This is a genomic window from Streptomyces sp. BPTC-684 (assembly GCF_030028635.1).
In the GTDB taxonomy this organism is placed as follows: domain Bacteria; phylum Actinomycetota; class Actinomycetes; order Streptomycetales; family Streptomycetaceae; genus Streptomyces; species Streptomyces noboritoensis.
The window spans coordinates 1-12,715 of sequence record NZ_CP124863.1; the positions used below are offsets into that span (position 1 = coordinate 1).

The following is a 12,715-nucleotide window of genomic DNA, read 5'->3' on the forward strand; positions in this document are numbered from 1 at the left end:
CTCAGAAGACATCCGCATACCGATCGGTGGGCTTGATCAGCCGAACTGGGTTCCTGATCGGGTGATCGCTGCGGTGCCAGCGCATGAAGGCAGGGCGCCTCGGCAGCTCGGAGTTGCGAAGATCAAGCACCGAGGAAGCCCCGTTGTCGCAGTTTTGCGTGCCCGCGTCCGTCGCGTCCAACTCCCGCGTGCCGTTGTGCGATTGTCTCGCGCACAGGTTCGGTAGTGGTGCCGACCGCCCGGACCGTACCCCGTGTTACGGCTCGGACATGACGAAGGCGGAATGGCAGGTGGTGCGGGCGGCGCTGCCCATCCCGGGATGACTTCAGGGGCGGGGCGGCCGGCCCGAGGGCTATTGCCACCGCGTGATGCTGGATGCGGTCCGCTACGTGGTCGACAACGGCGTGAAGTGGGCGAACCTGCCCCGTGACTTCCCGCCGTACCGACGCGTGCACGCCTTCGCCCGCCGCTGGCAGCTGACGGGACTGCTCGCCGAGCTCCACGACCGGCTGCGCGACCACGTCCAGCGGAAGGAGGGCCGCGAGATCGACCCGACCGCGGCGGTCATCGGCTCGCAGTCGGTGCGGGTGGCGGCGAATATCACCAGGTCAACGTCGGGATGGGACGGCGGTAAGAAGGTGGGCGGCCGCAAGCGGCACCTGGTGGTGGACTGCCTCGGCCTGATCCTGGTGGTGCGGGTGACCGCGGCGAGCGGGCAGGACCGCGATGCCGCCGTCCCGCTGCTCGAGCGGCTGCGGCAGAGGTACTTCTCGATCCGCCTGGTCTGGGCGGACGGCGGCTATCCCGGAAGCCTCATCGGCTGGACCAGGGAGAAAATCCGGCTCACGCTCGACATCGTCGAACGCTCCGACGACACCGCGGGGTTCGTGGTGCTGCCGAGGAGGTGGGTGGTGGGGAGGACGCTGAGCTGGCTGATCCGCTCGCGCCGTCTGGTGCGCGACTACGAGACCCTGCCTGCCATGCACAAGGCCATGGCGCTGTGGTCCATGACCATGCTCATGTCCGCCCGCCTGGCCGTACGCCGCCCAGGCGCCTTCATCCCGAGACGGCCGACATCGCCTGCACCGCCGCGGTTGAACACGTTCGGCCGGACCTCGATGGCCCAGCCCCGCGCAACCAGACGCTTGACCCGCGAACGCACGCCCTCGATCCTGGCCGGCGTCACCTGACCGCCCAGCCGCAGCGTGATCGGCTTCCCCCACATCCCCTCGGCCGCCTCCGGCCCGGTGAGCACCGCCAGGATCTGCTGATACTCCACCGCGAGGACCTCCATACCCATGCTCGCGGCGCGTGGCGGCACCACCGAACCGGAAACCGCACCCCGGGCCGGACCGTTGTCCCTGGCGGGCTCCTCGGCCAGGACCTCGGCCACCGTGACGCGGGCACCGGCCAGCCGGACGAGCGCGGCCTGGGCTGCTTCGAGCGCGGCCTGCACCCGAGCGGCCTCCTCTTCAAGTCGTGCTACCTCTTCCCGGGCCTTCTTCTCCCGGGCTCTCCGCCATCGACAACAACCGCCTCGTCATCACCACACCCAAGACCCGATCAAGCCGCGGCTGGGTCGCCATCTCACCCCACGTCGCCACCGCCCTCCGGCACCGGGCACCGGGCACCGGGCACCGGGCACCGGGCACCGGGCACCGGGCACCGGGCACCGGGCACCGGGCACCGGGCACCGGGCACAAACAACGCTCCGTACACGCGGTGATCCTGACGACCCGTTCGCCGGACTCGTCTTCTGCCTCCTCGACGGCCGACCGCTCGGACCACACCAAGTCTTGGACCGCCCCCACCAGCTCTCCGCCGAAGCCGCTGTCCCCAGGATTACCGTCCACGACCTGCGCCACCTCGCGGCCACGATCACCATCACCGCCGGCGTGCCGCTCACCGTCGTCTCCAAGACCCTGCGGCACTCCACCCTGTCGACCACCGCCAACATCTACAGCCACCTCACCCAACAGGCAGCCCGAGAAGCCGTCGACACCATCGACCACACCCTCACCGGAGCCGAGAAGACCAGCCACCAAACAAGCCGCACGACGTGGCTGCGACCACCACGCAACCACATCCACCGGCTCCGCGAGGTTGTCCGCCGACTCCGCTCCCCCGCGCCACCGGCCTTCAGCACTACGGCCGATCAGCCACAGACCGGACATGCGACCACACTGCGACCACCACGCCCCCGGACACACAAAAGGCGGCCCTCTCATTAGCGAGAGAACGGCCTCCGACCTGCGCGAAGCAGAGTCGGGACGACAGGATTTGAACCTGCGACCCCTTGACCCCCAGATGGCTGCGTCGGGGCCACAATTGGGACATGTGCCGCTATTTGAGGGCGACTAACGTGCGTGAACGCACCTGCCGTGCACCAGCATGCGGCGTTGCTGGTCCCCATGTGGTCCCCAACCAGGCGCACCTCCACTGCCGGAAGACTCCCCGACGAGACGGGAGCAACCTTCCTCAATTGTGACACTCGCCACCTGCTGGGTCACGATCTCGAAGCGCGGAGGGGCAGCCTGCCGAGCGGCGCCGGCGGATACCGGTGCCGCCGTGGCCGCAGGAGCTGCCGGGGAAAGGACCGTCTCCGCGCTCCGAGCGCTGCGGACAGGAGAACCGTGAATGCGAGAAGGCGTCAACGGGCCGCCCCGCTGTGGGCCGTCAGCCGGTACCGATCGCCACTCCGGCGTACGCCACCGCCGTCAGGGCAAGGACGACGGCGGGCAGGGCACGCACGGGCGGGTCGCCGTGGCGCAGGTGGGCCACGGCGGCCCCGGTCATCAGCAGCGCCAGCCCGATCGCGGCGGCCATCCCGAGTGGGGTGGAAGCCAGTCCGAGTACCAGTCCGAGGGCTCCGGCCACTTCCAGGGTGCCGACGAGGCGGTAGAGGCCCGGCGGCATGCCGAGGTGTGCTGCCGCCCGGCGCATGAACGGCACCGCGGCGATCTTCGCCGCTCCCAGTGGCAGGAAGACCAGGGTCAGGAGGGCAGCGAGGGTGATCTGCGCGGCTGTCATGTCGACCGGCCCCGGCGCTCGGCGCCCATCTGGGCGAAGTAGTCGATGAGGTCGGGGGCGTCCACGGCTGCCGGATTGACGACCTGCTCGACCGGGGCGCCCTGGAGGAGGCGTTTGACGGGGACTTCGAGTTTCTTGCCGGTGCGGGTGTGCGGGATGCCGGGGACTTCGAGGATCTCGTCGGGGACGTGGCGGGGTGAGGCGCCGGTCCGGATCGCCTCCTTGATCTTCTCGCGGAGCGGGTCGTCCAGGGTCGCGTCGACAGCGAGGACCACGAACAGCGGCATCCAGTAGCCGCCGTCGGGTTCTTCCGCGCCGATGACGAGGGCCTCGGTGATCTCGGGGAGGCGTTCGACGACGTCGTGGATGTCGGCGCTGCCCAGGCGTACGCCGTTGCGGTTGAGCGTGCTGTCGGAGCGGCCGTGGACGACCACCGAGCCGTGAGAGGTGAGGGTGATCCAGTCGCCGTGGCGCCACACGCCGGGGTGGGAGGAGAAGTAGGCGTCGCGGTAGCGGGCGCCGTCGGGGTCGTTCCAGAAGTACAGCGGCATGGACGGCATCGGGCGGGTGACGACCAGCTCCCCGACCTGGTCCACGATCGGGACGCCCTCGGCGTCGTACGCGGCCAGGGCCACGCCCAGGTGGGGTGCTGAGAGCTCTCCCGCCCAGACCGGTGTGTTGGGGGCGCTGCCGGCGAATCCGGAGACGACGTCCGTGCCGCCGCTGATGGACGCGAGCAGGACGTGGTCGCCGACGTGGTGGCGGACCCAGGGGTAGGCGGAGGCCGGCAGGGCGGAGCCGGTGCAGCCGACTACGCGGATCGACGACAGGTCGTGCGCCGAGGGGTCGATGCCGTACTTGGCCATGCCCAGCAGGTACTGGGGGCTGGTGCCGAAGACGGTCACCCGGTGGCGCGCGGCCAGCTCCCACAGGACGTCGAGCTTGGCACAGGGCGCCGGACTGCCGTCGTAGGTGCACGTGGTGGCGCCGGTGAGCAGCGTGGAGGCGACCAGGTTCCACATCATCCAGTGGGTGGTGGTGTACCACAGGAGGCGGTCGCCGGGACCGAGGTCGGAGTGCAGTCCGAGGGTTTTGAGGTGTTCGAGCAGGACGCCGCCGTGGCCGTGGACGATGCCCTTGGGCAGGCCGGTGGTGCCCGAGGAGAACACGACCCACAGCGGGTGGTCGAACGGCACCGGCGTGCAGGTGAGTTCCTCGGTGCGGGTGGCGGCGTCCTCCCACGGCACCACCAGTGACGGGTATGCGTGTGACGGCCACGGCAGGCCCACGTGGTCCACCAGCAGCGCGGCCTTCAGCGTCGGCAGCGCGCCGGCGAGTTCGAGGGCGGCCTCGCGGCGGTCGTGGGTGGTGCCGTTGAAGAGGTAGCCGTCGGCGGAGATCAGGACGGTGGGTTCGAGCTGGGCGAAGCGGTCGGCGGCGGCCTTGGGGGCGTAGTCCTGCCCGCAGACCGACCACACCGCGCCCAGGCTCGCGGCGGCGAGAAACGCGACGATTGCGTGCGGGGTGTTGGGGAGGTAGCCGACGACCCGGTCCCCCTTGCCGACGCCCAGGTCGCGCAGGGTGGCGGCGACGGAAGCGACCTGGGCGCGCAGCCGGTTGCCGGTCACCTCGTGGCTGGAGCCGGTCTCGTCGAGGGCGATGATCGCCACGGTGTCGTCGGTGAGGTTGCGCAGGGCGTGGTGGGTGTAGTTGAGGGTGGCGCCCGGGAACCAGCGGGCGCCCGGCATCCGCTCCTCGGCCAGCACCTGGTCGTACGGGGAGTCCGCGTCGATGTCGAAGTAGTCCCACACCGCGCCCCAGAAGCCTTCCAGGTCGGTGACCGACCAGTGGTGCAGGGCGGCGTAGTCGGTGCCGTCGAGACCCGAGTGGCGGGCGAAGTCCGTAATGCGGCTGTCGGCGACGGCCTGCGGATCGGGCGTCGTGAAGGGTTCCGGGTACGGCCTGGTCATCGTGTGGCGCTCCTCAGCAGGCTTTTCTCGACGGTCCGTGGGGAAGGGTGGGGGCTGCGCGTGGTGTGCAGGAGAGAGGCCCAGGCGACGGTGTCCGTGAAGCCGTGGCCCCCGGCTGGGACGATGTCCATGACGACGCGGTCGGGGCGGAGCAGGACGGCGTCCGCCCGGCCGGCGCGCAGCCAGGCAGTGAGGGTGCCGTCGTCACGGAGGTCGGTGACGGGGATCGCCGGGACGCCGAGCCCGTGGGCGAGGGCGCGCAGCGAGGGCCAGGGTTCGGCGGCGGTCAGGACGCTGAAGGTGTCGCCGAGCAGTTCGTCGAGACGGGAGCGCCGGCCGTCGAGTCCCACCACCCATGGTTGCGGGCAGTGGGTGCCCACGAGGCTCCTGCGCATACGGCGCCGGACGAGGGGCCCGGCGGCTAGGGGTGGGCTGAGGTCGCGGCCCGCCGCCGCCGAGAGGCCGGGTATGCGGCAGGCCGCGGCCAGGATCCTGCGGCGCAGTGCGGCGGCGCCGTCCTGGCCGCCGGTCATGGCCCAGCCCATGGCGACCGCGAGCCGGATCGCGTGCCGCGCGTGTGGCTTGCGCTCGCTCTCGTAGGTGTCCAGCAGCCGTTCGTCGCCGCCCTGGCCCAGGACGCGGGCCAGTTTCCAGGTGAGGTTGTGGGCATCACGCAGGCCCGAGCACAGCCCCTGCCCGATGAACGGCGGGGTGAGGTGGGCGGCGTCGCCGAGGAGCAAGACCCGTCCGCTGCGCCACCGGTCGGCCACCCGCGCCCGGAAGGTGTACTGCGTCTCCCGTACGACTTCGAAGTCCCCGTCGTACGAGGGCGACAGCCACGGGGCGATCAGTTCGCGGACCGGTTGCTGCCCGTCTTGCAGCCGGAACTCCCAGCGGTAGCGGTCCTCACCGACGCGCATGAACGTCGCCGGCCGGTGCGGGTCGCAGACCTGGTCGACGCCTTCCCAGCAGCGGACGTCGGCCTTCGTGCGGACGTCGATGACGGTCCAGCGTTCCTCGAAGCGCAGGTCCTCCCATGCGGCGCCGATCGCGTCGCGGGTGAGGCTGCCCGCGCCGTCGCAGCCGAGGACCGCCTCGGCCCACAGATGGTGCTCACCGTCGTCGTCGCGGTAGGTCACCCGAACGGGGCCGGTGGTGTCCGGGCCGACGCCGGTGACCTCGATACCGCCCCGCAGTTCGCACTCCGGGCTGCGGGCGAGGGCGTCGCGCAGCAGTCGTTCCAGCTCGGGCTGGTCGAACATGCTGGTCTGCGGGTAGCCGTGATGGCCGTGCTCGGAGCGCCGGAACTCGGCCATGACCCGGTGCCGGGCATCCAGCAGCCGAAGTCCTTTCGCGGGGCGGGCGATCGCGTCGAACTCCTCGCCCACGCCCGCGGCCTGGAGGATGCGGCGCACCTCGTCGTCGGTGGCGACGGCACGCGGGAGCGGGTAGAGGTCCTGGTGGCGTTCCAGGATGACGGTGCGGATACCGCGCCGGGCGAGGAGGAGGGCGGCGGTCACGCCCACCGGCCCGGCGCCGATGATCACGACGGGTGCGGGGTCTGTCTGTGCGGGCCCGGGTGCGGGAGCGGGTGTGGTGTCCCGGGGTCCGGCCTGGTCGGCGGTCATGTGCGGCTCACCTCGGGTCTTACTTCGCGTCCGTGACGGGAGTGCGCTGCTCGCCGAGGTCGATCCGCCCGTCCGCGGTCGAGATCGTCGCCGTGATCACGTCACCCGTGTGCAGGTAGTGCGGGTTACGGGCCTGGCTCTTGAAGAACGCCTTCCACTTCACGGCGGGCGGCAGCAGCGCGCCGATCTTCTCGACGGCCTTGGGCGGGGCCTTGAGGGCCGTGCCGCCGGGGGTCCCGGTGAGCAGCAGGTCGCCGGGGTCGAGGGTCTGGAAGCGGGCCAGCAAGGTCAGCGCCTGTGCCGGGCGGACGATCATGTCGGCGAGGGTGCGGTCCTGACGCAGCTCGCCGTTGACCGACAGCCGCAGCCGCAGATCGAGGAGGTGGGCGAAGTCCTCGGGCTCCAGCAGCGCCAGGTAGGGGCCGGTCGGTGTGAAGGTCGGGTAGGACTTGCTCTCGTAGAACTGCGTCTTGGTGAGCTGCACGTCACGGGCGCTGACGTCGTTCGTGATCACCAGTCCGGCGACGTACGAGGGCAGGTCCCGCTCCTCGACGACAGTGCCGACGGGCAGGGGTGCGCCCATGACGAGCCCGAGTTCGATCTCGTAGTCGAGGAACTTCACGTGCGACGGCCGGACGATCGCCTCGCCCGGGCCACTCACCGACCCGGACGCCTTGCGGAAGAAGGCGGGCGGGATGTCGCCGGTGAAGCCCGAGTCGCGGGCGTGGCTGCGGTAGTTGACCATCTGGGCGACCACCCGGCAGGGGGTGGTGACCGGCGAGAGGGCGACCAGGTCGGCGAAGGGCGTGCCCGCCTCCCCGGAGAGGGCGGCCTCGTGCACGGCCGCCCGGTCGGCGATCAGCTCGGCGGTGGTGGCGGCCTTGGTGTCGACGGGGACGGCCCGGTCGCCGCGGAGGACCCACCATCCGTCGGCGGTGCGCAGGACGTTGGTGCTCATATCAGTACCTTCGTGAGGGGGTTGGGGTTCAGGACTTGGCGGCTTTGAGCAGGCCCAGCAGGCGTGCCGGGTCCATCTCGTTGTCGCCTCGCAGGGCTTCGATGACGTCACGGACCCGCTGAGGGGAGGGGCTCGCGCCGAGGAAGTCGCGGGTGGCAGGAGGTCCCCACTGGGCGAGGCCGGTGGTCGACATGGGTGCCCAGCCGGGCTCCAGGTCGCAGGAGAACAGGTCGCCGTCGGCGAAGTGCTCCAGCATGAAGCGGTCGGGGTCGCGCCAGTAGTCGAAGAGCTGGCTGCCCTGGATGTGCCGGCCGATCCCCCAGCTGCGCTGGTAGCCGCGCTCGGCCAGGTACTCGCCGCCGGTGGCGATCGAGTCGAGGTCGGTCACCTGGTAGGCGGAGTGGACGTAGCCGTTGCCCGGGCCCAGGTGCATGGCCAGCGTGTGGTGGTCAACGGCCCGGCTGCCCTGGTCACAGCGGATGAACGCCATCGTCGGGCCACGGCCGCGCTGGCCGTCCAGGAACAGGAAGTCGGACACGATCATCCCGAGGGTGTCCAGGTACCAGTCGAGGGCACGCCCGAACACCCGCGTCTCCAGGACCACATGGCCCAGACGCTGGATGCGGGAGGGTTCACGCGGCGGGCGCTGGGTGACGTTCGTGCGACGGTGATTGGTGCCGAAGTTGAGCAGCAGCGGCTGCTGCTCGGGCAGCGCCGGCAGTTCCTCCGCGCAGTGCACGACCCGGACCGGGAAGCCGGAGGGGTCGAGCAGGTCGACCGCCTTGCCGCCGCCGGGAACGTCCGCGTCCCGTACGGACGTGCCCGTGGCTCGGGCCAGCCGGTCCAGGTCGGCCCGCTCGGCGGCGCGGAACGCCGGGCCGATGAAACGGGAGGTCCGGCCGCGCCGGATCACCATGCACGGCGAGCCGGCGAAGGTGCCCCGCAGCCACAGCTCGCTCTCGCTCCGGGCGGCGATACCGAAGCCGAAGTCCCGGGCGAAGACCTCGGCCCGGTCCAGGTCGCGCTTCTCGAACTCCAGCCATGCCAGGTCGGCCACCTTGATCAGGGGGTTGCGGGAGCGCCCGGGATGCTCGCCGCGCAGGGCGCCCTGCGCGCTGTGGAGGTCCTGATGGGCCGTTTTGACGTCCGGGACGCCGACTGCGTTGATGCGGGTTTCGGACATGGTGTCCTCCAAGCAACATTGCCGTAATGAGGAAATCATCAAGTGTGACAGTTCTGTCGTCAAGGCGTTCGCAGCAGGAAATGATGAATTCATCAGGACTGCGATCGTCATCGTCTCCGCGGTTAGACTTTGCGTATGCCTACGTCAGCCCCGCCCAGCAACCGATTCGAGCGGCGTCGCGCCGAGACCCGCGGAGCTCTCGTCCGCGCGGCCCGCCAGATACTCGCCGAGACCGGGGACACCAGCGTCAGCATCCAGGTGATCGCCGAGCGCGCCGACGTCGGCTTCGGCTCGTTCTACAACCACTTCGACTCGAAGACGGAGCTGTTCGAGGCCGCGGTGCGGGACGCGCTGGAGGAGTTCGGCCAGACCTTCGACGAGCGCTTGGCCGGGATCGACGACCCCGCGGAGCTCGTCTCGACGGGCTTCCGGCTCAGCGCCCGCATGGCCGAGTCGCACCCGGAGCTGATGCAGGTGCTGCGCCGCCGGGGCCTGGGCCACATCCACTCGGACAACGGCCTGGCCCGGCGGGCGCTGCGGGACGTCGAGGTGGGCATGGCCTCCGGCCGCTTCACCGCCGTCGACCCGGTGGTCGCCTTGTCTGCCCTGGGCGGGACCCTGCTATCCCTGGTGGAGCTGCGATTCGCCCGGCCCGATGTGGACGGCGACGATGCCGCGGTGAACCTCGCCGAGATGGTCCTGCGCATGCTGGGCGTCCCGCCGGACGACGCCCACGAGGTCGCCCGGCGCCCCCTCCCCGACCTCGCCTGACCGATCCCCGGCGTCCGCTCCCTCTACGCGGTGGACGACGAGCTCGGACGGAAGGTGACCGAGTGGCCGGTGACGCGGGCGTCGATCCCGTTCTCCGTGGTGGTGACCGAGCGTAGGTGCAGCCCCTTGGGGACGTTCTCCAGCGGGACGGGCTCTTCCAGGGCCTTGTCGAGCAGCGCCTTCAGGGGCGGGATCAGCTCACCCTGGACCGTACGGACGTCCGTGAAGGCTATGCGGTCGCCCTTCGCCGCCGAGACTGCCGCACTCACGGTCACGTCGCCGGCGAGCGGCAGACTGGCCGTCGCGTTGATCCGGCCCGGGTCGTCACCTCGCGACAGGCTCACGCCGAGCGCGGCCGACACGTCCTCGTACGACAGGAACGCGGTCGCCTCGACCCTGCGGGCATGGGACTCGTCGGCGCTCCCCGAGGTCCTCAGACCGTCGAGGCCGACCGACAGCTTCGTCACCGGCAGGGGCCGGGTCGAGCCGTCGGCAGGTATGTCGTGGGCAGTGAGGTCGACGTGACTCAGGCTGCCCTCAGCCAGCTGTGTCAGCACGGGGAAGCCCCTGACGTGCACCGAAGGCCGCTCCGCGGTTCCCATGCCGTCCTGGAACACCTTTGCCATACGGCTCTCCGCACGGGCTGCGGCGACCCGGTCGACAGCGACGCCACCGATCAGCAACGACACGAGGGACACGGCGATGATTCGGCGCCGCCTCCTCGGGGCCGGGGGGCTCGCGCATACGGCGGCGCCGCTGTAGCGGGGCTCACCGACGAGTTCGTCATCGGGCTGGGACTGGTACACGGAGTGTCCTCTCCGAAGAGTGCTCGGAATGTGCGTCGGAGAGCTGGGCGCCAAGGGCGCATGCGCCGGCCCGAGCCCTCGGACGCAGGTGACGGCGCGGTCGCCGTCCAGCCCATCGCGATCAGAGCGGCGGTCGCGGCGCGTCTGCGGCCGTTGCCCCGCGCGGTGATCGACGCCGCCGCGTCACGCGGGAGGGCGAAGCGCGCCAGCGCGGTGACGGCGTCCCACGCGGGAGCCCCCGGCGCCGCGAATGCCTACCGGAGCGCCTGTGCAGGGCCCTCCGCGAGCGCGGGTCCGGTTGCGCCCTGAAGCGTCGGTGACGTGCGCGCGGGTCATGTCGGAGCCGCCGGTCGATGGGGCATGGACCCGATAGTTGCACAGCGATGGGCAATAAACTAATCTGCACACGAGTGGGCAATTAACTGCCCCCGGTGCCCCGCCGGTCCACGGCCGCGTCCGCCCTTCACACCCCATCTGCGAACCCCGAAGCCTCCGCTTCGCCTCCTGCCAAGGAGTTTTCGATGCCGCTCATTGCGAACACACCCGCCGAGAAGATGACCGTGCCCTATCCACGGCGCTGGTGGGCCCTGCTGGTGCTCTGCCTGAGCCTGCTGATCGTGGTCATGGCGAACACGTCGCTCGTCGTCGCCGCGCCGGACCTCTCGAAGGATCTAGGGCTGTCCAGCAGTGACCTCCAGTGGGTCATCGACGGCTACACCGTCCCGTACGCCGCGCTGATGCTCGTCCTGGGCGCGATCGGCGACAAATACAGCCGCCGCGGCGCACTCGTCCTGGGCCTGCTGATCTTCGCGGGCGGTTCGGTGATGGGCGGCCTGGTCCACGAGACCGACCTGGTCATCATCGCCCGCGCGACCATGGGCGTCGGTGCCGCCGTCGTCATGCCGGCCACCCTTTCGCTGCTGGTCGCGATCTTCCCCAGGGCGGAGCGCGCCAAGGCCATCACGGCCTGGAGCGCCACGTCCGGTCTCGCCATCGCCGCCGGCCCGGTGGCCGCCGGCTGGCTGCTGGAGGAGCACGCCTGGGGCTCCACCTTTCTCATGAACGTCCCGCTGGCGGTCCTCGGCGTCATCGGAGCACTGCTCCTGGTGCCGCCGTCCAAGGCGGAGGTCATGGGCCGGATCGACTACGTCGGCGGTCTGCTCTCGATCGTCTTCATCGGCAGCCTGGTCTACGCGACCATCGAGGGCCCGCACTTCGGTTGGGGCGCCGGCCCGATCAGTGCGGCCGTCGTCGCCGCTGTCGGCCTGGCGGCCTTCGTGGCCTGGGAGTTGAAGCATCCGAACCCGATGCTGGACGTGCGCAAGTTCAAGGAGCGCCCCTTCAGCGGCTCGATGCTCGCGGTGCTGTTCTTCTTCTTCGGCACCTTCGGTTCGATCTACTACTCCACCCAGTTCCTGCAGTTCGTTCTCGAGTACAACGCCCTGGCGACCGGCATACGCCTTCTGCCGCTGGCCGGAGCCGTCTTCGTCGGCGCCGCGGTCACCGGCAAGCTGTCCCCGAAGCTGGGCGTGAAGCTGGTCGTGGGCGCCGGCATGGTGATCGGCACGGCGGGCGTCTTCCTGCTCACGCAGATCGAGTCGGGCTCAACGTACTCGGACTTCCTGACGCCCCTGCTGATGCTCGGCTTCGCGATCGGCCTGAGCCTGTCCCCGGCCACCGACACCATCATGGGCTCCTTCCCCGAGTCCGAGCTGGGCGTCGGCGGCGGCGCCAACGACACGGCGCTGGAACTCGGCTGCGCATTGGGTATCGCCGTGCTCGGCTCGCTCCTCGCCACGTCCTACAAGGACAAGCTGACCGACATGGTCGGCGGTCGCCTCCCGGCCGAGGCGATGGACACCGCCAAGGACTCAGTGGGCGGCGGCCTCGCGGTCGCCGAGCACATCGCCAAGACCCCGGGCGGTGGCCCCCAGCAGGCTCAGACCCTGATCGAGGCGGTGCACGAGTCCTTCGCCCACGCCATCGCGCACACCAGCCTCATCGGCGCGATCATCATGGGCGCCGGCACCCTGATCGTCATTGCCGTGCTGCCCGGCCGCAAGGCCACCGGGAAGCACCGCCAGGAGGAATCGGCGGCGGCGGAAGCAGCGGCCGAGAGCGAAACCGTGGGCGCCGTCTGAGCCCCACAGGTTCGGCGCGACCCATGACCGCCGACCGGAGGCCGGAAGCCCGATCCGGCCTCCTCCACCCAGAACGGGCCGTGCCTGAGCGGCGCACGACCCTGGACGGTGCCGGGAGGGGACACCCGGCACCGTCCCTTTTTGTTGATGCCGGGCCGGTCGTCGACGACGATGTCGTCGTAGTGTCGTCAACCGTCTTGTCCCCGGCCGGTGTCCCGTCGTCCGACG

The 12,715-nt window shown here is 70.6% G+C and carries 9 protein-coding genes and 1 pseudogene; 4 read left to right on the plus strand and 6 right to left on the minus strand.

Going from position 1 to position 12,715, the window contains the following annotated elements:
- Window positions 1-344 precede the first annotated feature (344 nt).
- Both QIY60_RS00005 and QIY60_RS00010 read left to right on the plus strand, forming a co-directional pair.
- A pseudogene (locus QIY60_RS00005) lies at window positions 345-1,190 on the plus strand (IS5 family transposase); the annotation flags it as partial.
- A gap of 606 nt (window positions 1,191-1,796) precedes the next feature.
- Window positions 1,797-2,231 (plus strand): tyrosine-type recombinase/integrase, encoded by a 435-nt coding sequence (locus QIY60_RS00010; RefSeq protein WP_283140471.1) that lies wholly within the window; start codon window positions 1,797-1,799, stop codon window positions 2,229-2,231.
- Window positions 2,232-2,676: 445 nt separating this feature from the next.
- Here QIY60_RS00010 and QIY60_RS00015 read toward each other — a convergent pair whose 3' ends face one another.
- From QIY60_RS00015 to QIY60_RS00035, 5 genes are read right to left on the minus strand one after another with little or no spacing between them, the layout of a single operon-like run.
- The gene (locus QIY60_RS00015) at window positions 2,677-3,030 is read right to left on the minus strand and encodes a DoxX family protein (protein WP_053788613.1); all 354 of its coding nucleotides are present in this window, start codon (window positions 3,028-3,030) and stop codon (window positions 2,677-2,679) included.
- Complete coding sequence (locus QIY60_RS00020; RefSeq protein ID WP_283140472.1) at window positions 3,027-5,000, minus strand: acetoacetate--CoA ligase; 1,974 nt, start codon at window positions 4,998-5,000, stop codon at window positions 3,027-3,029. Before QIY60_RS00020 ends, QIY60_RS00015 begins: the two co-directional genes overlap by 4 nt.
- A complete protein-coding gene (locus QIY60_RS00025) occupies window positions 4,997-6,628 on the minus strand; it encodes a bifunctional 3-(3-hydroxy-phenyl)propionate/3-hydroxycinnamic acid hydroxylase (protein WP_283140473.1) in 1,632 nt (543 codons plus the stop codon). Before QIY60_RS00025 ends, QIY60_RS00020 begins: the two co-directional genes overlap by 4 nt.
- Window positions 6,629-6,647: 19 nt before the next feature.
- Window positions 6,648-7,586 (minus strand): fumarylacetoacetate hydrolase family protein, encoded by a 939-nt coding sequence (locus QIY60_RS00030; RefSeq protein ID WP_119094877.1) that lies wholly within the window; start codon window positions 7,584-7,586, stop codon window positions 6,648-6,650.
- Window positions 7,587-7,614: 28 nt separating this feature from the next.
- Window positions 7,615-8,769: a VOC family protein gene (locus QIY60_RS00035; RefSeq protein WP_053788670.1), complete on the minus strand. Its 1,155-nt coding sequence runs from the start codon at window positions 8,767-8,769 to the stop codon at window positions 7,615-7,617.
- A 135-nt stretch (window positions 8,770-8,904) separates the two neighbouring features.
- Here QIY60_RS00035 and QIY60_RS00040 point away from each other — a divergent pair, with 135 nt between their 5' ends.
- Window positions 8,905-9,540 (plus strand): TetR/AcrR family transcriptional regulator, encoded by a 636-nt coding sequence (locus QIY60_RS00040; RefSeq protein ID WP_283140474.1) that lies wholly within the window; start codon window positions 8,905-8,907, stop codon window positions 9,538-9,540.
- A 23-nt stretch (window positions 9,541-9,563) separates the two neighbouring features.
- On the opposite strand, the gene QIY60_RS00045 is transcribed toward QIY60_RS00040, so the two are convergent.
- Window positions 9,564-10,238, minus strand: coding sequence for a DUF2993 domain-containing protein (locus QIY60_RS00045; RefSeq protein ID WP_283140475.1), 675 nt, complete (start codon window positions 10,236-10,238; stop codon window positions 9,564-9,566).
- A gap of 629 nt (window positions 10,239-10,867) precedes the next feature.
- Between QIY60_RS00045 and QIY60_RS00050 the strand changes: the two genes are divergently transcribed.
- The gene (locus QIY60_RS00050; protein WP_283140476.1) at window positions 10,868-12,487 is read left to right on the plus strand and encodes an MFS transporter; all 1,620 of its coding nucleotides are present in this window, start codon (window positions 10,868-10,870) and stop codon (window positions 12,485-12,487) included.
- Window positions 12,488-12,715: the final 228 nt, after the last annotated feature.